The sequence below is a fragment of the Vibrio sp. MEBiC08052 genome (assembly GCF_001506075.1).
Taxonomy (GTDB): Bacteria; Pseudomonadota; Gammaproteobacteria; order Enterobacterales; family Vibrionaceae; genus Vibrio.
In genome coordinates this window covers 824505-846289 of sequence record NZ_KQ947475.1, presented here as the reverse complement: position 1 = coordinate 846289, position 21785 = coordinate 824505, and the positions used below count along the sequence as shown (strand labels likewise).

The following is a 21785-nucleotide window of genomic DNA, read 5'->3' as shown; positions in this document are numbered from 1 at the left end:
GGTTCAAATAGCCAGATGCAACCCCGGCCCCCGCAATCCATAGCTCACCAGCCACCCAGTTAGCCACGGGTAATCCGGCTTCATCAACCACATAAGCCACACTGTTTTTCAAGGGGGTCCCAATAGAGCCGAGGTCAGCCTGCGAGCGGAGCTCAGTCGCGCAACAACCGATGGTGGTTTCTGTCGGGCCATAGTGATTGACGATAGTCATCGTCGGTGCAAACGCACGTAATTGTGTCCACAGTGTCACATCCAAGGATTCTCCGCCGACAATCAGACACTGCTGCGGCAATAACCGTTGCGGCTCCGCAACCGCCAGAAGCGCTTTCAGATGTGACGGAGCAATCTTCAGCACATCCACCGGGTGTTGTGCCAGCCGCCCGGCCAAGGCTTCAGGATCAAAATAATCATTCGGAGGCAACAAACGCAACGTCCGGCCACTGCATAGCGAGGCCAGTACACACGTGAAGCCCAGATCCGCTGCCACGGTCGCAAACGTCGTCATCGTCGCATCCGCTGTCAGTGATACGCGCTCAAACAAAGCATCGACATAACTGAGCAGATTGCCGTGGCTCACTTGTACCCCTTTCGGTTTACCCGTTGAGCCCGAGGTATAAACCAAATACGCGGTGTCCTGCGCGGTTAACTGCGGCAATGGTGGCAACGACATTGGTGATGGTGTCACATCATCGCCTAAATTCAGTGCCATGATATCGATCCACGCACATGAATGATGCGACAGCACTTGACCAGCGTCGTTACGGGGACAGACGCCCCAATCACCGGAGGAATCGTTGCGAGGACAGACGCCCCACCGGCCGTCTCCCCAGTCACTGACCCAGCTTGGCATTTCACCGCCAATAATATAAGCAGGCCGCGCATCGTCGATGATGTGCTGAATCCGGGAAAATGGCAGTTCCGGGTCAATACACACCCACGCAGCCCCCTGATACCAGACCGCCAGCATCGCGACAATTTGTTCCATCTGTCTTGGCATACAGATAGCGATGACCGGCGCATCACCATTCACATCAGCCCCATTCACCTCGGGCCGATTTACCCTAGGTAATTGCTGCGCCAGTTGTCCGGCCTGAGAGAGCAACGTCTGATACGACCATTGCGTCAGCGCTGTGTGGTCGGAATAAAACGTCAGCGCAGTCGCCTCCCTTGCCTGCTTTTGTATCCGTGCCAGTGCATGTTCAGATTGTACTAGACTGAGGGATTGTACCGGACTGGCATGATCCAGCGCCTCTTGCGTCATCTGTGCCGTAGATGAAGATTGCGCCTCAGACCAGCGACGTATCAAGGTTATCAGCGATTGCTGCTGTGATTGCGGATCAGTAGTCACGCGCTCAATCCAACGGATCAACTGACTGACCAGCCCGGGCATCAATGCCGCATCCACCTGCTGTGGGTTCATCAGCAGATCAAATTGCAGATTCTTTCTTGGCACCACTCGTAATGTCAGCGGAAAATTATTCTCCACATGATGCGCATCCAGAGTGAGAGAGAGTCCGTCAATCGGTGTCGAATCGGACACCGGCAGATTTTCAAACACCAACAGGCTGTCAAACAGAGGGCCGTTGCCGGATAGCGCTGCGTAACGCTGAATATTCGCCAACGGTGTCTGTTCGTAATCACGCATATGCAGGTTCTGATCTTGCAATGCGTCCAGCCAGTCTCCCAGCGAGGTATCGGCCTCAGTCCGTAAGCGCAGCGGCAAAGTATTGATAAAGACGCCCATAATCCCGTCTGCATTGGCGAGATCCGCCGGACGCCCGGATGTTGTCACCCCATACACCACATCATCGGTTGCCAGATAACGAGATAAGACCAGCCCCCACAATCCCTGAATCACAGTATTCAGCGTGACCCCTTGGGTTCGCGCCCAGTTGCTCAGTGAAGCACTGAGTGACTCACCCAGCGACTGCGTATGGAACGTTGCTGTTGAACGCACTGACACATCTGCCATGGGTGCGGGAAGTGATTTACCTTGCTCGAACCCTGCCAGCGCATGGTGCCAATATGCTTTTGCATCGGTGGTACGTTCAGATTCACCCAGCCATGCAATAAAGTCGCGATAAGCCGATCCGGCGATATTAGGTAAAGGTTCGCCTTTCACCAACGCACGGTAATCCGCCATCACTTCCCCCACCAGCCGTTGCAGACACCAGCCATCCATAATCAAATGGTGAATCGTCCAGATCAGCCGATAATCGGCTTGTCCGTCTGCGGTATCGGGCCAGCGCACCAGCGCCAGTCGCATCAGCGGCGCTTGTTCGAGATCCAACTGTTCCCGCGCTTGTTGCTGCAACCGGTGTAACTGTTGCTGACGCTCAGACTTGGTCAGTGATGATGCATCATATTCGTCAAACACCAACGGCATTTGCGGTGTCTGTCCCTGTAACGACTGTCCTTGTAACCTCTGTAAAGACTGACCTTTAGGCGTCTGTCCCCGTAATGGCCGTAGCACCAATTGATGCGGCTCATCAACTCCGTCACAAATAAAGCAAGTCCGCAAAGCGGTATGGCGGTTGACTGCATTTTGCCATGCCTGCTGAAAATGCATTTTGTGCAGTGGCCCCCGGCATGTCACCACGCTCTGGCTGATGTAAGCATCCGGATAATCAAGACAGTGGAAGTACATCCCCTGCTGCGCCGGAGACAGAGTATACAAATCGTCAACCGCCATTCCCTGACGTTCAGCCTGACGGACAATCACCTGCACCTGTGCATCATTGACCTTCGCCAATGGGTAATCTGCGGCAATAGCCCCAGTCGCCGTCTCATTACTATCCGCCAGAGATTGAAGGCTGTCAGCCAGCAGCGTTGCGAGCCGCTGTGCTTCAGTCTGAGATAACCATTGTGCGGCATACTGAATATTGACCACCAACTGTCCCTGCTGGACAAACGCATTGATTTCGATCGGCCAATAACGGGGATTTTGTTCATCCCGGAATGCCGATAACGATTCAGGCGCTTTGCAGAACAAAGCCTCCCCGTCACGCTCTGTGGATATCAGATCAAGTTGCCCCAGATAATTGAATACCAACGTCGGTTGCCCCTGTGCCGCAGACAACTCGGTCAGTTGTGACTGAATCGATAGAAATGGCACTGCCTGTTGACGTTCCGGGTTATGGCTCAGTGCCGCGCGATTCGAGAGCAACGCTTGGTGCCACGATTGATCCGGTGTCACCGCGGCACTAATCAGCGCCGGATAAATCCGGGTAAACCACCCCAGAGTCTGACTGACATCGAGATCCAATTGATCCCGGCCATGACCTTCCAACTGGATCAGATGGTTCGGCTGTCCGCTCCATTGCCACAAAGCGTGCGCCAAGGCCGTCAGACAAACCTCTTCGCCATTGGCTTTCACCGCCGGAGCAATGCGCTCAAACAGCGCTTGCGTGGTGTGTTGCGACAGTTCAAACCGTTCCAGCGCTGCGATCCCAATGGGTTGCTGCGGAAACAGCGGCTGCGTCGCCAGCGGATAATTGACCTGTAAGGCCTGCTGAACCTCGGGCTGTGCCGTCCACGCTTGCCATGCGTTCAGTCCGGTGTTTTGTTCATCCGCCAGTTCAACCGTCTGTCCCTGCAAGTCTTCTTGCTCTGGCGTCTGTCCCTGTAAGCCGGTAGCCGTGGCAGGAGAGCCGAAGCACGCGGCAAACTGCGCCACCCAGCCTTTATATGGCAAGGTCTGAGCTTGGAAAATCCCGCCTTGCTGAAGCACCTGTTGCGCCGTCTGTCCCGGTAAGGACAGCCCCCCTTGCCCGTCGGCATCAGCGGCTAGTTGTGAATATCCTTGGCTTAACGTCTCAAATAAAATCCGCCACGAAACGGCATCAATCACCAGATGGTGTGCCACCAGTAACAGTCGGTACGAACAAGCCGCTGTTGCATCATCGACAATACGCACCAATACCGCCCGGAACAGCCGTCCCTCTTCGATCGACAGCGCCGACTGCGTTTGCTGACACAGTTGGTCGATGCGGACTTGGAGTGATTCTTCCGCTGAGCTCTGCCATTCAAGGGATTGAAACGCCAGTTGTTCGGCGGTGATCTGATTTGGATAAGGAATCGACTGAATCCATTGACCATCCGAATTCCGGGTAAAGCAAGCAGCAAGCAGCGGATGCGCCTGTAACAGCCCCGTCAGTGTCTGTTCTACCAATGCAGGTTGAATATCGGCTGTGCTTGCGAGTAAAACAGCCTGATTGAACTGGTTCGGATTGGGCAGGTTCTGCGTGAGGAACCAGTGCTGAATCGCACTCGGTTGTGTGTCCCCATAATACGTATCAGCCGCAAAATCAGTCTGTTCACTGACACGGGCAACAGTGGCCAGCGCTTTGACCGTGGCATATTGAAACACTTGCTTCGGTTCAATCGCTAATCCGTGCGCCCGGGCTTTGGCGACCACCTGAAGACTCATGATCGAATCACCGCCCAGCGCAAAGAAATTATCTTCGATGCTGACCGTATCAAGCCGCAGTACCTCAGCAAACACTTGTGCCAGTTGTACTTCACGCGGAGACTGTGGTGCAACATACTCACCGGCATTCTGACGTGCCAGATCAATCTCAGGCAGGGCTTTACGATCCGCTTTGCCGTTGGCATTGACCGGCATCGCGTCCAGACGGACAAACACCGCCGGAATCATATAAGCCGGTAAATGAGGGGCAAGTAGTGTCTGCCACTGCGCCCAGTCAGGCTCATCGCCGTCAATCACCACATAAGCGGCTAACGTCTGCTGATCCGGAGCGGTCACCAGCACCTCTTTGACGAAGTCCAGCGCGAGAATCGCAGCTTCAATTTCCCCTAACTCAATCCGTAAACCACGGACTTTAACCTGAAAATCCGTCCGCCCCAGATATTCAATGCTGCCGTCTTCGCGGTAGCGCGCCAGATCACCGGTGCGATACAAGCGCGTATACCAGCGTGTGTCCCTGTAAACATCCTCATCAAAACGGCCACCGGTCTTCAGGCGTCTGTCCTTGTAATCTTCATAAAACGGATTGGCGATAAATGCCTGTTCTGTCAGATCATCCCGGCCGAAATAGCCGCGCGCCAGACCGGGACCACTCAGGTAAAGCTCACCGGCGACGCCGACCGGCACCGGGTTCAGATCAGCATTGAGAATCCAGGTTTGCATATTGGCAATCGGGTAACCGATCGGCACGATTGCCGGACACGGGGTGCTGCAATCCCAGTAGGTCACATCAATTGAAGCTTCCGTCGGACCGTACAAGTTATGTAACTGACAAGAAAACTGAGAAAAGAATCGCTCTTTCAAAGCAAAGGAGAGCGCTTCGCCACTGGTAAACACCCGTCGCAGCGAGGTACAAGCCGCCACGTGCTGATGATCTAAAAAGGCTTGCAGCATCGTCGGGACAAAATGCAGCGTGGTCACCGTATGCTGACGGATCAAATCGACCAATTTCTGACTGTCTTTATGTGCCTCCGGTGGTGCTACGACGAGTGTCGCGCCCACCATCAACGGCCAGAAAAACTCCCAGACCGAGACATCAAAGCTGTACGGTGTTTTTTGCAGTACCACGTCTGTCCCGTCAAGGGGATACTGCTCCTGCATCCACAGAATCCGGTTTATGACGCCGACATGCGGCACAGCAACCCCTTTTGGTTTGCCTGTCGAACCGGAAGTAAAGAGGACATACGCCAGATGTTGCGGTTCAATCCGGCTTGTCACCTGCCAGTCCGTCGCTTCTTGTGCCACCAGTGACCACTCATCATCCAGCGTATGACAAGGTACTTCTCCGGCAAATTCCGTCGTGAAGTTTTCCAGCTCAGGCACTGTCAGCAACAGAGTGGGCTGTGCTTGTTGGACTATTAATTCCAGCCGTTGCGGCGGATGCTCAGGGTCAACCGGCACATAAGCACACCCGGCCTGCACCGTGGCCAGCAAACTGACCACCATCTGGGCACTTCTTGGCATACAAATAGCTATCCGGCTTTCCGGTGCCACCCCTTGCTTGCGGATCCAATGGGCTAGCTGATTCACCTTATGATTGAGCGTTTGATAATCCCAGCAGACTTGCTGTGGCCCTTGCGCCGTGGTTTGGGTAAAGACTAAAGCCCGCTGCTGCGGTGTTTTGCGTGCCTGTCCCGCTAAGGCTTCACCGAGCGTAGCATGTGCCAGTTGTGGCGGCAGAAAAGCCGGTTGTTCGGTTTGGTTCCACTGCCATAGCATCTGCCACTCTGCCTCACTGAGACCGGACATGGTGCGTAATGGCCGGGTCGGTTCATCGGTCAGACATTGCAATAAATCACGCAGCGCGCTCAGATAAAACTGAGCCAGTTGCGCCACATCTTCTGTGCGATAACAGGCCGTCCGATACTGGAATGACAATCCAAGTTGTTGATTGTGATGAACGGCAAATAAAGAGAGATCATATTTGGCGGTAAATTCAGGCACCGGCAGCGATTCAATCACCATATCACCCAACGTCACCTGACCGGATGACGCATCATCCAGATAGTTGAACATGGTCTGCACCAGCGGTTCATGGCTGATATCTCGTGTCGAAACCAGTGTATCGACCAGTTTCTCAAACGGCATCGCACTGTGACTCTGCGCGCCTGCCAGCGCCTGATGAACCGTTTGTAACCAACTTTCGGCAGTGGTTTCAGTGCTGAGTTGTGAACGAATCACCAAGGTATTGACGAACAGTCCCAGCATATTTTCGAATTCAGGCAGAGAACGCTCCGCCACAGGACACGCAACCCGGATATCTTGCTGTCCGGTGCGCTGGCTCAACATCCACTGATAAGCGGCAAGCAACACCGTATAAGGTGTCATCCGATACGTTTCACAGACGCGTTTCAATTGCTGATAATCGGCCTCGGTCAGTGAGAAATGGTACCGGGCCCCTTCATCATCTCCGGTGTCTGCTTCGCTGGCTGTCACAAGTTGCGCTTCAACCGGACGACGCATCGGCAACTCAAGGTGATAATCACCATCTTCCAGTGTGTTGCGCCAGTAAGTCATCAGTTGCTCGTAGATATCGCCGCTGAGTAACTGTTTCTGCCATTGGGCGTAGTCGATATATTGAAACAGCTCGGGTGACGATACAACTTGCTGCGAACTTGACGGACGGGTCAACTGATTGGCTTTTTCCACCATCATGCTCGTCAGGGTTTGTAACGACCAGTGATCGACCAGAATATGATGAAAAGTCAGCAGCAACCGGGAAGCTCCCGCTGCACATTTCAGATGTGTCAGACGAAACAGCGGTGGCTTTGCCAGATCAAATGGTTCACTCATGACGGCTTTCAGTGCCGAATCATAAGCCTCATCATCGGCTGGCTGTTCGATAGCACCTAAATCGATCTCGCGAATCTGCCATGCATCCATGATCGCTTGTGCAGTGTGTACATGGGCAACCGGATGACCATCAGCCGCTGCTGAAAATGTGGTCCGGAAAATTTCGTGCTCTGCCACTAACTGACCAAAGATCTGCCGGAACAGCGCCAGATCAACCTGACCTTTTACCGCCAATAGTGCATTGACATTATATTGGCCGCTCGCTTGCTCAAACTGCTGCAAAAACCACATCCGCTCCTGAGCAAAAGAGAGTGGCAACGCCTCATCCGCGCGGTTGACCCGGGTCAGTGCCGGCCATGTCCGGGACTGTTGCTGCTGTTGCAGATGCGCGATAATTTCCGCTTTTCTCGCCTGTAATGTCTGCTTGATCTCGGCAGTAAATGCCCCTTTCGGGGCATCAATTTTCAATTTGCCATCTTCCAGATGTAAGCGAATATCACGCCGGAATAACTCGGCTAAAAGTACGGCAATACTCATAATTCAAAGCTCTCCCTTTCATCTTCGTGGTCGGTCGTTGGTTCGGCTTGGCAGGTATGACAATGCATATCCACATAAGCGGCCAGACTTGACAGATCCGGCAGTTCCATCAGCTGTGCCAAACGAAGATTCAGGTTAAATTGTTGATTGATTCGGTTCACCAGACGGGTCAGCAATAATGAATGGCCCCCCAGTGCGAAGAAGTTGTCGTGACGTCCGACAGACTCGATACCCAATAAACTCTGCCACAGGGCTGCCAGTTGTTGTTCGGTCGGGGTTTGCGGTGCGGAGAATGCCACAAGCTGCCAGCTCGGCTCCGGCAGATTTTTACGATCCACTTTGCCGTTATGGGTCAGCGGCAATGCGGTTAAGATCTCAATCTGATCCGGCACCATATAAACGGGCAAGCGCTGTTGCAGGAAAGTCATCAACGGCTCAATCGGCAGTTGTTGCTCACAGACCACATAGCCGACCAATGCATCTTGCTGCCCTCGCGAGCGCACCTGAACCACGGCTTCGCGAATCGCCGGATAGGTTGCCAGCACCGCTTCGATTTCTCCCGGTTCAATCCGCTGCCCGCGAATTTTGACCTGAAAGTCAGCTCGTCCCAGATACTCAATGGCTCCATCAGCACGATAGCGCGCCAGATCACCGGTACGATACAAACGGGCATACTGCGCATCGCTGGTCGGTTGAGTTGTGGCTGAAGGGGCTGCTTTGGCGGCCAATGGATTGGCAATAAACACCGACTCAGTCAATTCAGGCTGTCCCAGATAACCGGCCGCCAGACCGACCCCGGCAAGATATAATTCCCCTTCAACCCCGATCGGTACGGGATTGAGCTGACGGTCGAGAATCCACGTCTGCATATTGGCAATCGGATAACCGATCGGCACTTCGTTGACGATATTCTTCGCCCGGCAATCCCACCATGTGACATCAATCGAGGCTTCAGTCGGGCCGTACAGGTTATACAGCCCCACATGCGGCAATAACTTCAGACAGTGTTGCTGCACGTGGTAAGGCAGTGCTTCGCCACTACAAATCAGCCGGCGTAACTGAGGATGCGGACAGGCGATTGCATGTTGAGAAGGCGCTTGCGGTGTCTGTCCCGCGAAGGATCCCTCTCCTTCAGGCGTCTGTCCCGCTAAGGAATTTTCTGCGAAGGATTCAAGGAAACCATGCAGCATCGCAGGCACGAAATGCATGGTCGTAATCCCGTAATCCCGTACCAGTTCAGACAGTCTGCCGCTGTCTTTATGCGCATCCGGTTCAGCCATTACCAATCGGGCACCACTAACCAGCGGCCAGAAGAACTCCCAGACTGAAACATCGAAACCATACGGGGTTTTCTGTAACACCGCGTCATCATGCTGCAAGCCAAATGTCTCCTGCATCCATGCAATCCGGTTGACGATCCCGGCATGAGGAACGGCAACGCCTTTGGGTTTGCCGGTCGAGCCGGAGGTATAGAGGACATACAGAATATCATCGGCCTGCACGATTTGGCTGTCCGTTGGCTGCCATGGTTGTCCGTGATAGTTGTGACTTTCAGTAAGAACGGTTTCTACCGCCAGCACCGTCTGTCCCGTTAATACCGGCTCTTCAGGCGTCTGTCCTTCGAGCAGATACATCACATTCTGCTGTGCCAGAACCACCTTCGGCCGGGCACTGGCAACGATCATCGCCAGACGCTGAGCCGGCATATCCGGATCGAGCGGTACATAAGCACAGCCGAGCTTCACACAGGCCAGCATAGCAATCACCATCTCCGGTGAGCGACGCATACATAAACCGATGCGCTCACCACGCAGACATTGGTGTGACCGGCGCAGGTAATGCGCCAACCGGCTCGCCAGCGCATCGAGCGTCTGATAGCTCAGCGTTAGATCTTGACCCGGTTGCCAGTCACTGCCGTTTGCGCCAAGAGCCTCCAGATAAATCGGTGACACAATGTCAGCCGGACACACCAATGCTACGTGCGTCGGTGTCCGTTCAACCTGCCTTGCAAGATAAGCATCCAACGTGACTGGCACATCATAGACTTGTCCGGTCTGGTTCCACTGCCACGGGCCCGGTTGCTGATACTCACTTGCCAGCGCACGGATAAATTTGTCTCCATGAATATCATGTTCAGCCGTCGCAGTCTGGGTCAGTAGCGTGACAAAATCCGCTAACATCGCTGTCGCAACTAACGGCTCAACTTGACTCGAATCGATAGTGAGACGCATATCTAACTGTTGATGCGGCACCAACACTAACGTTAACGGGTAATTATTGCGCTCCAGCGTTTCCCGCACGGTAAACTGCAAAGCATCATCCATCTGGAATTGTTCGCCGGGGTAGTTTTCAAACACCAGTAAGTTATCGAACAGCGCGTCTGCCACGCCAGTTGTTTTCTGGATTTCAACCAATGGCACATGCTCATGTTCACGGCTGTCCATCAGCTGGCTTTGTAAATGATGCGCCAGATCCACCAATGATTGCGATTCATCGAGCTGTGCAACTAACGGAATGGTGGTGATAAACACGCCCATCATCTGCTGTGCATTTTCCAGCGCATCGGGTCGCCCTGCGCTGGTGATGCCCATGGTGACGGTGTCATGATTGGTGTAACGCTTGAGAATCAGCGCCCAAGCCGCCTGACACAAGGAGTTCAGTGTTAATTGATTCCGGGCCGCCAATGCTTTCAGCCCGGTGACTGATGCCGGAGACAACGCCTGAGTATATTGTTGTCCTATTGCAGCATTTGTCGGTGCTTGCCCTTGCTCCGGTTTGAATGGCCGGGGAAGTTTTGCACTATCTGCCGCGTTGGTCGAGGTCAACAACTGTTGCCAGTAATCTAAACTGGCCGCGGTATCTTGCTGTTGCAACCAGGCAACAAAATCAGCGAATTCACCGACACTCACCGCATCAGCTACGCCTTGTCCCGCAACCAAACTTTGATAAGAGCGGCGCACTTCGGCTACCATCTGGCCGGTACACCAACCATCGACAATCAAGTGATGACGGGTCCAGATCAGGCAGTGGTGATCGGCTTTGAGACGCACTAACTGGAAACGCATTAACCCGGGATGATCAAGCGCAAATCCTTGGGTCAATGCAGCCTGAGCCAGCTCATGTACTTGCAGCTCCGGCGGTGTGTCGTCACGAAGTGTCACCACTTGCCAGTCCAGTGGCACGGTGCGGGCCACATATTGCAATGGGGAATCCAGCCCTTGCCAGTGAAAACCGCTGCGCAGTACCGGATGGTGATCGAGCAGCGCCTGCCAGGCATTCTGTAACGCCTGTACGTCCAGTTCACCATGAAAGTCGATCACACTCTGATTGAGATATAATCCCTTGCCTGGTTCAGCAAGGCTATGGAAAAGCATCCCTTGTTGTGTCGGGGTCAGCGGGTAAATATTTTCCAGCGCATCCGAATCAATCGGAAGCTGGTCGCTCAGATGCTCGAATGCCGCTTGAGAATCCACAGCGTCAACCACCAACGGATAATCGCTCAGTGACAGGGTTGGCTGTGCCTGCTCACAGTGCTCAATCAATGCGGATAACACAGTGATAAAACGCTCTGCCACTTGCCGGATCATGTGAGGCGTCTGCACATTGTGGTTAAACTGCCAGTGCACGGTTAACGCACCGTTCTTAATCATCCCATTGATATCCAGCCACTGCTTGCGGGCATTGCTGCCATGTCGCTGTTCAGGCACCGTTTCATCCGCGAGCGAGATATCGCCGATCGCTAAACCGCGATCCAACTGACCGAGATAGTTAAATACAATCGAGGGGGTGACCAGCGCACCCAGTTCACCGCCCAGATATTTCAGCACACCGAAACCTTGCCCTTGATCCGGCACCTGACGCAGCTGCGCTTTGGTATCCAGAATCAAATGACGCATTGTGGCGTCTGTCCATGCAACGTCTTTTCCTAACGTGTCTGTCCCCGTAACAGAAGACATTGCACCGTCTGTCCCCGTAACGAAATGCGCATGGCACTGCAAACGCACCGGATAACGGCTGGTAAACCAACCAACAGTTTGCGATAAATCCAATGTCTCGTGTTGCCGACCGTGGCCTTCCAGTTCAATCAGAACTTCAGGTACTGCACGCCATTCTGCGATGGTGCCATTCAGTGCCGCAAGTAATAGGTCATTAATGCCGAGATCATAAGTTTGCAGTGCGGTCGTGGTTAATTTCCGGGTGAGCACAGGTTCAAGCTGCACATTAATACTCTCGGTATCCGCCAAACGGTTTGGCTGGGTGAAATCGATCTCCCCGACCGAGGCTGGCAAACGCCCCCACTGGTACTGCGTTGCGGCGTCTGTCCTTGCAAGCGGCTGCCAGTATTGTCTGGCGGCACGCTTGTGGGATTCCGGCCACTGTTGCAGGCTGCGAACCCACTCCCCGTATAAAGCGCTTGGTTCAGGCAGTTCAGCTTGCGCTCCGCCTAAAAGACTAAAATAAGCCTGACATAACTGGCTGATCAGCACTCGCCAAGACACACCATCAACCACCAAATGGTGAGCGGTCAGCAAGATCCGCCCACCGGCTTGATCATCAAAATCAATCACATCGACACGAATCGGAGCGGTATTCGGTAAGTTGAGTAATGATTGCTGCGCCTGCAATAAGGTATCAAGTTGATCAGCCGGCAACGAATGAGCCTCGACCGGCCACAGCCCCTCGCCAAGTTGCTGCAATACTGGTTGTTTCTCAGCATGGGCATTCGCGGCTCGGGTGTCTGTCCCCGTAAGCAAATCGGTCTCAGATAAAGCGTCTGTCCCTGTAACACCATCTGTCCCTGCAAGAACGTCTGTCCCTGTTAGGGTGTCTGTCCCCGCAACGATGCTCACCTCATCAGCAACAAAGTAGCGCGCAGATAACTGAGGATGCAGCGCGAACACTTGTGATACCGCTTGGCGCAGGCATGACAGGTCAATCGTGTCGGTGTAACTTAACAACACCGACTGATTCCAGTGATCGGCTTGCGCCAGATGTTGGTCAAAGAACCAGTGCTGAATCGGTGCCAGCGGAATGTTGGACCGTCTCTGCTCGGTCGCCTCAACCTGAGTTGCTGCCGGAACGCCACCGATAAGTTCGCGGGCCAGTGCGATTGGCGTCTGCCGGGCAAAAACCTGTTTCGGTGTCAGTTTTATCCCGGATTTTTTCAGTAACGCCACCAGTTGTAAGCAGAGAATCGAATCGCCCCCCTGCCGGAAAAAACTGTCATGCAGCGTCACATCTTTGTTCAGCATAGTGCGATATCCGGCGGCAATCTGTTCGGCCAGTTTCATGACATCATCGGTATCACTTGACTCAACCTGTAATTGTGCCCGGGCAATCTTCAGCGGGGTTTGCTGCGCAAAAACCTGTTTCGGTGTCAGTTTTACTCCGGATTTTTTCAGCAACGCCACCAATTGTAAGCAGAGAATCGAATCGCCACCAAGCTGGAAAAAGCTGTCATGCAGTGTCACATCTTTGCGTAACATTTCACGGTATCCCGCTGCAATCTGTTCAGCCAGTTGCATCACCTCAGCGCTGTCCGCTGACGAAAGCGTCTCGGAAACCGTAGCATCATCGGCAGACACTGGTTCAGCCAGCTCTCGTTCACGAATATCCCATCGCTGATCGGGCTGTTCGAACACTTGTGTCAGGGTTTGCAGATACGCTTCCAGTAAGGTTTGGATCGTTTCCTGACGGAATAGCTCGGTGCTGTATTCAAGGTCAATGCGTAACGCGGCCTCACCGTCAGCTTGCTCAATCTCATTTAAACGCACGGTCATATCGAAACGCGCCTGTTTGAGTTCACGTTCCACCACGTCAATCGAAAGATCTGTCAGAGACAGAGAACTACGCGGCACATTGCGATAGACAAAGAGCACCTGAAACAGCGGGCTCCATGCCTGCCCGCGTTCAACATCCAATGCATCCAGCACCAGATCAAAAGGCAGATCCTGATGTTCAAACGCCGATTGTGTAGTCTGCGACACTTGGGAGACCAAGCGCCGGAATGTGACTTGTGGCGGCAACTGATGACGCAACACCAGTGTATTGACCAAAAATCCGAGCATCGTCTCCAGCTCAGGCCGTTGCCGGTTGGCGACTGACGTCCCCAGACAGATATCGGCTCCGGCGCCTTGCCGGTTGAGTTGCAGCAAGAACGCAGCCTGCATGACGTTATATAACGTGGTGCCTTCCCGGGCAGCAAAACTCTGTGCAGCCTGAAGAACAGCAGCAGGCAGTGTCAGACTTTGTTGCGCGCCCTGATAATTACGCTGAGCCACGCTCGGGTAGGGAAAATCAAACGGTAACTGTGTCTGACTCGGGGCGTTGGCTAGGGTTGCCTGCCAAAATTCACGCTGTTGTTCGGCCTTCTCACTCATCAGCCATTCCTGCTGCCAAACCGCATAATCTGCATATTGCAACGATGGCGGCGGTGCTGCTTCTTCGCCCGGATGATTGAGATGATGATCGTATAATGCGGCCAACTCCTGAATCAGCACAGATTCAGACCACGCATCAAACGCAATATGGTGAATGACAAACAGTAAGTGCCAGCGCTGGTTGTGACTGCTTGCTGAAGACGGCTCCCCTTGCGGGGACAGACGCCCTTGCGAAGAGCGCTCTTCGGAGGACAGGCAGGCTTGGTTCTCTTCCGGGGACAGGCACTTTTCTGCTTCCCCAGCTTCTGAAGACATAGCTTCTGAGGACAGACGCTTTTCACAAGCATCTTCTGCCAGAGAGAGTAACGCCACTCTGACAGGGAGATCGCGATCCAAGGCAAACGGCTGATTACTGATCTGTTCACAGCGCTGCTCAATATCGGTGACTTGGGTGTGAATCTCGAACGGCAGTTGATAGTCCTGCTCAACCTGCTGGTAGACCTGACCAGCCGCATCGGTCTGATAGGTACTGCGCAAAATATGGTGACGTTGCAGCAAACTGGCAAACGCCCGTTGCATCGCCTGTTGGTCAAGTTGTCCGGTCAGAACCAGCCGTCCGGTCAGGTTATACAACGCCCGTCCCTGCTCATACTGTTCAATAAACCACAAGCGTTGCTGCGCACTGGAGAGCACCGCACGATTGTCTGGATGTGACACCGGGACAATCGGCAATTGCCAACTGTCAATCTGCTTCGATTGCAGTAATGCCCGGAACTGCTGTTTTTTCTCCGGAGGCAGCTGCGCCAGACGCTGAGCGATATGATATGGATCCAGCGGGTTCTCCGGTTTCGGACGCGGGGTTGCATCCGACTTGCTGGCATCAAGGGTATTCTGTTGGTTCAATTCGGCATGACTCATAATTCAAACTCATCTAACAGGGCAGCCATCATCGCTAAATCATCTTGCTGTGAAGTGTCAGCGGTCAGTTTGTCTGCCAGTGCTTTGATTGTTGGGTTCTGGAAAATTTCAGCCAACGGCAGGCGTTGATTGAAAGTGCGCTGAATCCGGGCCTGTAAGCGCGTTACAGAGAGCGAGTTTCCACCTAAATGGAAGAAATTGTCGTCAACGCTCATCTCTGGAACATTCAGTATTTGTTGCCAGATTTCCGCCAGACGCTGCTCGGTTGCCGTTTCCGGCTGACGATAATGACGGCTTTCTCTCGCTGCCGGATAAGGCAATGCCTGTCGGTTGATCTTGCCATTGGTATTCAGCGGTAAGTGCTCCATGATCTGGATAGAGGCCGGTACCATATAGCCCGGCAGGTGCTCAGCCAGATATGCGGTTAAATCCGTTGACTCACTGTGTCCGTGGCGGAGTGAAACATAAGCGGCAATAAAGGCTGAATCTTGCTGTCCATCCCATAAAACCACGACCGCTTCTTTGACCGCCTCATGGTTGAGCAACAGCGCTTCGATCTCGCCGAGTTCAATGCGAAAACCACGCAGTTTGACCTGAAAATCCATTCGTCCGAGGTAGTGGATACGCTGCTGCTCATCCATCATCACCCGGTCACCGGTCCGGTACATCCGCGCTCCCGGTTCATCCCGAAATGGATTGGCGACAAACTTCTCTGCCGTCAGTTCAGCCCGGTTCAGGTAGCCTTGAGCCAGACCGTTACCGGCAATATACAGCTCCCCTTCAACACCGAGCCGCACCGGATGTTGCATCTCATCCAACACATAAAACTCGGTATCGGCAAATGGCTGACCAATCACGACATGATTGGTTGACAGATTGTCCAGTGACGCACAGGAAACCGGCTCGCAACTGGCCCAAATCGTTGCTTCTGTCGGACCATACAGATTAAATACCCGGTTGGCTTGCCACAGCAATGTGGCAGCCAGCGTTTTCGACAACGCTTCTCCGCCGGATAAAACATCGAGCTTCTGCCACCATGTCCCGTCATATTCAGCCAATCCCTGCCAAGTGGCTGGTGTCGCCTGTAACAGGTTGATGTCATGATTGATAATCTGCTGCACCAAGGACTGGGTATCTTTGCAATCGTCATCTCCGGCCAGTACCAGCAAACCACCGTGTAACAACGGCAAGAATAGTTCCAGCGCAGCAATATCGAATCCGACAGTCGTCACGGCTAGTAAGCGGCTCTGGGCAGAAACAGGAATCTCGTTGGCGATCACACGCATAAAGTGTTGTAACGCTCCTCTTGAGATCTGCACCCCTTTCGGCTGCCCCGTTGAACCGGAAGTAAAAATACTATAGGCAATCGCCTCGGCCGGAATGGTCTCATCCAATGTTGGCATGGCGATGCAGTTTGCTGCCGGGACATCAGCCGTTTGTAATTCTGCAATCGTCACCTGGCGAACTGCAGTCTTGAGCGCCAGAGGCTCCGCCACCAGCAAACAACTCGCATCAGACTGTTGCAGAATATTCTCCAGCCGCTCCGCCGGATGCCCCGGGTCAAGGGGAATATAGGCGATACCGGCGCGGTACAACGCCAGCAGGTTAATCACCAACTCAGCATCTCGCGGCAACGCGACCGCGACTGTCCTCGTAAGGCTGTCCGGTGTCAGGGCGTCTGTCCCTGTAACCGGCACGTCTGTAAAAGCGTCTGTCCCCGTAAGTTCGTCCGTCAGTTCAGCGACCAGCCCGGTCAGTACCGCGGCACGTTTTTCAACGGCCTCAACCAATGCGGCATAAGTGTAGGTTTGCTCGGTGGCAATCAGCGCGGGTTTATCGGGGGTTTGACTGGCCTGAACATGGATTTGCTGGATCAAGTCGCAACTCGGATCGGATGGTGTGGCAGTCATCGGCCCTTTGCATATTGCCAGTTCACTGTCATGTGCGATCAAGGCTGACAGACAAGTATCGATCCGCTGCGTCAACGACTGACCGAGCTGAATTAATGCCTGTTCAAAGATCGTCAGTAAGGTTGCTATCCGTGTTTCGCTGATGCGCTGGCGGTCATACCGACAGTGTAACGTCAGCGTTTCACCGGGCTCGACCTGCAGCATCAACGGTAAGTTGCTGTGTTCGAGAATCGACAGTAATTCGATTTTGGGATCATCAAGTTCGGCTAGCACCGGTGGGAATGGATAGTTCTGATACACCAGCACCGAATCAAATAAGGCTTCGCCCGGTGGCAGAGATAACGATGACTGGATCTGTGCCAGCGAGAGAAAATCGGCATGGCGTGATTCCGACGCACTGAGCTGCACTTGTTGAGCGAGTTCTTGCAGCGACATATCTGCTTGCAATATCACGCGCTGTGGCAATGTATTGATAAACATTCCTGCGGTTTGCTGAATCGCAGTGACCGCATCACTCCGCCCGGATGTGGTGCTGCCAAAGATCACATCACAGCGCCCTGTGACTCGGTTAAGGGTCAGTGCCCATCCCAGTTGCAGTAAGGTATTGACCGTCAGATTATGAGCCCGGGCCTGCTGCGTCAGTTGTGTCTGTAACGAGCTATCGAGCTGGGTTTTCAGATAGTTGGTTTGCGGATAGTTGGTTTGCAACCCGGAACTCTCACCGTCATCTTCCGCGTAATGGCTACCGTCAGCCGAAACCGATGATGACAGCGTCGTCGGAGCTTCCACACCAGCCAGCGTCTGTTGCCAGTAGGATAACGCTTGTGACTCATCTGCATCGGCCAGCCATTGACTATACGCTTGTAATGTCGGGGCTTCGGCCAGCGTTTCCTGACGATAGAGCGCGATCGCTTCTCCTGCGATCAATGCAGATGTCCAGCCATCAACCACCAGATGATGACGCGTCCAGACTAAGCGGAACTGCGCTTGACCAAAGTGCACTAAAGTAACTCGCATCAGCGGTGCCGTGCCGATATCAAATCCGTTGTCCGCCTCATGGGCTAACAGCGCCGCAAATGCACTCCCCTGATCCGCATCACTCAGATGCTGCCAGTCCTGATAGTCCGTCGCGATTTTCAGCCCGCGACACACCACCATCACCGGTTGATCCAGCCCTTCCCAGATAAACCGGCTGCGCAGAATATCATGACGTTGTGCAGCGTCTTGCCATGCCCGGAGAAAATCGAACGGTTCAATCCGTCCTTCAAGTGACATCCCGGTCACATTGGTATACAAGCTCGGATCGTTTTCCAGCAGGCAATGATAGAAGATCCCTTGCTGACCGGGAGACAACGGCAGAATATCCTCAATCACATTCGCGTCAATCTGAGCGATGATTTGCGTCAGATCCGGTTGACTGAGATCAGCAGTCACCTCACCACATTCGATGGTATTCGGCAGTGATGCCATCTGACGCCGTGAAAGCGAGGGTTGTAATGATGTTGTCCGGTTATCAGTAACCTCAGCAGTGGTATTCACAGCTTCTTTTGCCTGTTGTTCAGCAAGGAATGCTGACAGCGCTGCCGGGCTTTGATGGCGGAAGATGATCTGAGGTGTCAGTGGCAATGATGCCTTTCTGGCAGTCGCGACCAGTTGCAATGCCAGAATTGAATCGCCTCCCAGCGCGAAAAATCCCGCCTGCGGGTCAATCGATGTTGATTCCAGTTGCAGCACTTGCGCAAAGAGCGTCTGTAGCTGACTGACAAACTGATGCTGTGGCGCGGCTATATCGGTCTGTCCCGCTAACGCTGCCTGTCCCTCTAAATTCGTCTGTCCCTTTAACTTGTCGCCAGTCTCTAAATCCGTCTGTCCCGCTAAGCTCGTCTGTCCCGCTAAGCTCGAGCCGGCAATGAACGTTTGCGCCAGCTCCCGCAAAGCCTTACGGTCTACCTTGCCGTTACTGTGACGCGGTAGCTGGTCAAGAGACTGCCAGAAATGCGGTAACATATAACCGGGCAATTCACTTTCCAGTGCGGTAATAAGCTGATCATGGCGATAGTCTGAGACGACAAATGCGACCAGTGATTCGCGCCGCTCACCCCTTTCAAAATGGACAGCCGCTTCACGAACCGACGGAAGTTGTGCCAGCTTGCGCTCAATTTCTGCCAGTTCAACGCGGTAACCGCGGATTTTCACTTGTCCATCGACACGACCGATAAACTGGAGCGACGCATTGGGTAAGCGCCGAACCCGGTCTCCGGTGCGATAAATCGTTTCACCGGAGATCAACGGATGGGCAATAAAACTTTGTGCAGTTTTTTCAGCATCCTGCCAGTATCCTTCAGCAAGCTGACGACCGGCCACATAGAGCTGACCGACCGCGCCGGTCGGAACCGGAGACATGGCATCATCCAGTACATAAATCCGGTTACCGGCCAGAGGCGTTCCCAGCGAAACCGGCTGATCAGCGATCAGTTGACCGGCGAGAACGCCGACAGTTGTTTCTGTCGGCCCGTAGTGGTTAAAGACGGTCAGGTTCGGCGCGGTTTGCCATAGCTGTTGCAACAATGCATCCGTGACACCTTCTCCCCCGAGTACTAAAGCGAGCCGGGGCAGAATTTCCAATCGCTCCGAGGCCAGCAATCCTTGCAGATGTGACGGCACGACTTTCAGCATATCAACCGGATAGGTGTGCAGATGATCCGCTAGTCCTTCGGCGTCGAGCATCCACTCTTCATCGAGTACCCGGACAGGGAACCCACCCAGCAATCCGCCCCATAGTGCGGTATAACTCAAGTCGGTCGCAATACTGGCCAGACTGGCGTAGACACTGCCGGGTTGCAGGTTCAAACGCTGATTGAGAGCTGTGACATAAGCAGCTAAAGCCTGATGCCCGACAGCCACCGCTTTTGGCGTGCCGGTCGAGCCAGAGGTAAAGATCATATAAGCGGTTGAAGCAGGATTGGCCGGTAATTCAGCCACTTGTGCTGAGAAAGACGCGATATCGTCCACATCCAGCCACACGATGTTATCGGCCAGCCATGCCGGACGCACGCCTTGTCCCACGCAAGCCCGCACTTGTGCATCCGCCATCATGCTTTGTAAACGCATGGTCGGCAGTTTGTCATCAAACGGGACATAAGGCATTCCGAATTGCCATGCCGCCAACATCGCAGCAACCTGTGTCTGTCCCCGTGGTAGCAACACTGCGAGTGAGCCCTGCCCTCGGGGGCTGAACCCTTGCTGTTCAAATCCATAGTGTATTCTAGCGACGGTTCGGTTCAATTCACCGACGGTGATAACTTGCTCGTGATGTAATAACGCAACTTCATCGTCAGCACGCTGCTGCCAGAGCCCCAGCGCTGTTGCCTGCGGATCAGGTTGATAGTCACCGACCTCATTGTTGCTGTCTGATGCGTTCATCCATGCCATCACAGGTAAAGATTGCAGCGCACATTCCGGATTGTCAGTGAGGCAGTCAAGCAAAGCAAAGAAGTCATCAGCCATTGCGGCGACGGTTTCCTCGCGGAACAAACTGGTATTAAACCGCCAGTGGCATGACAGTTCCCCGCTCTGAGATTTATACACACCGAGATTAAGTTCGTGGGCGGCACCCCGTTGTCCGGTTTCCAGCATCTGACCAATGATCGGACGACAAAAATCAAGTGTATGGGTTGGTGTGTAAGTCAGCATATGGCTCACCAGTCCGCTGCGATCAGCACTGCGCTCTTTCATCAGCCCTTGAGCAAGCCGGGCAAACGGTAACTTCTGGTGCGGTAGTGAAGCTTTGAGAAAGGCAGTGTTCTGTTGCATCAATTCAGCAAAACTGATGGATTGCGAAAAGTCGGCCATCACTGGTATCGGGTTCGCACAGTAACCCACCACATCGCGATCACGTCGTCCACGCCGACCGGATGTGGGGGACGCGATCAGAAAGCGCGTCTGTCCACTCAAGCGGTGAAGGTAATACTGAAACGCACTTAGCAACAAGATATACGGTGTGACCTGATACGCTTTTGCAGTGGCCATAATAGTATCGCTCAGGCGGCTGTCAGCCTGACAAATCCACTCATCACCGGCAAAACAACGGACTTCAGGGCGCTCGAAGTCCGTTGGAATATTTAATCCTTCGGGCACATCACCGATGGTCTTTTGCCAGAACGTTGTTGCTTTGGCTGCCGATTCACTTGCCAGCCATGACTCCTGACGTGCCAGCCAGTGAGAAAACTGTTCGCGGATCTCTGGTGCCGGTTGCCCCGTCGTCAGGTGAGTATAAAACTCAGCCCAAGTCTGCATAAACCGCTCCATACCGTAAAAGTCACCAGCGATGTGGTGCGCAGTGACCGTGATATAGGAAGCATCTTCACCAATCAACAGACTGGCGCGCAGCACGTTTCCGGCTTCAAGTTGGAACGGTTTATCGGCTGAACGTTTCACCCAATCCGGCCGTTCTGCATCAGCGCATATCTGATGTTCGACCGTAAATTCCGCCTGCGTCGCGGCAAACAGTCGCGCACATACTTGCTCCCCTTGCTGGAAATATCCGGTACGCATAATTTCATGACTTTCGACAGCCTGATAAAAACTCTTTTCCAGTTCATCCAACTGTAAAGGCGGTTCGCCCGGCTGACCTAGCTCACTGACAAAGTAAACGTTATATGCGGTAGAAGTCGGTGCAAGCTGGTATAAAAACCACAGCGCGGACTGATTGAGTGACACTCGCTGGTTTGCGTTTGCCTGTTCAAGAGAAATCGTATTCAT

At 53.6% G+C, this 21785-nt stretch carries 3 protein-coding genes (1 of these 3 only partly in view); all 3 read right to left on the bottom strand.

The features are described from left to right. Tightly spaced (each overlapping or abutting the next), the 3 genes in view from VRK_RS03865 to VRK_RS03855 form a layout consistent with a single transcriptional unit that may run on beyond the window. Positions 1-7816, bottom strand: partial view of a non-ribosomal peptide synthetase gene (locus VRK_RS03865; protein ID WP_059120177.1) — the 5' portion only. Its footprint begins 6872 nt before the window's first position; the window shows 7816 of its 14688 coding nt (coding positions 1-7816); it begins with the start codon at positions 7814-7816; its stop codon lies beyond the left edge, outside the window. Next, the gene (locus VRK_RS03860; protein ID WP_059120176.1) at positions 7813-15114 is read right to left on the bottom strand and encodes a non-ribosomal peptide synthetase; all 7302 of its coding nucleotides are present in this window, start codon (positions 15112-15114) and stop codon (positions 7813-7815) included. Before VRK_RS03860 ends, VRK_RS03865 begins: the two co-directional genes overlap by 4 nt. After that, the gene (locus VRK_RS03855) at positions 15111-21785 is read right to left on the bottom strand and encodes a non-ribosomal peptide synthetase (protein WP_059120175.1); all 6675 of its coding nucleotides are present in this window, start codon (positions 21783-21785) and stop codon (positions 15111-15113) included. Before VRK_RS03855 ends, VRK_RS03860 begins: the two co-directional genes overlap by 4 nt.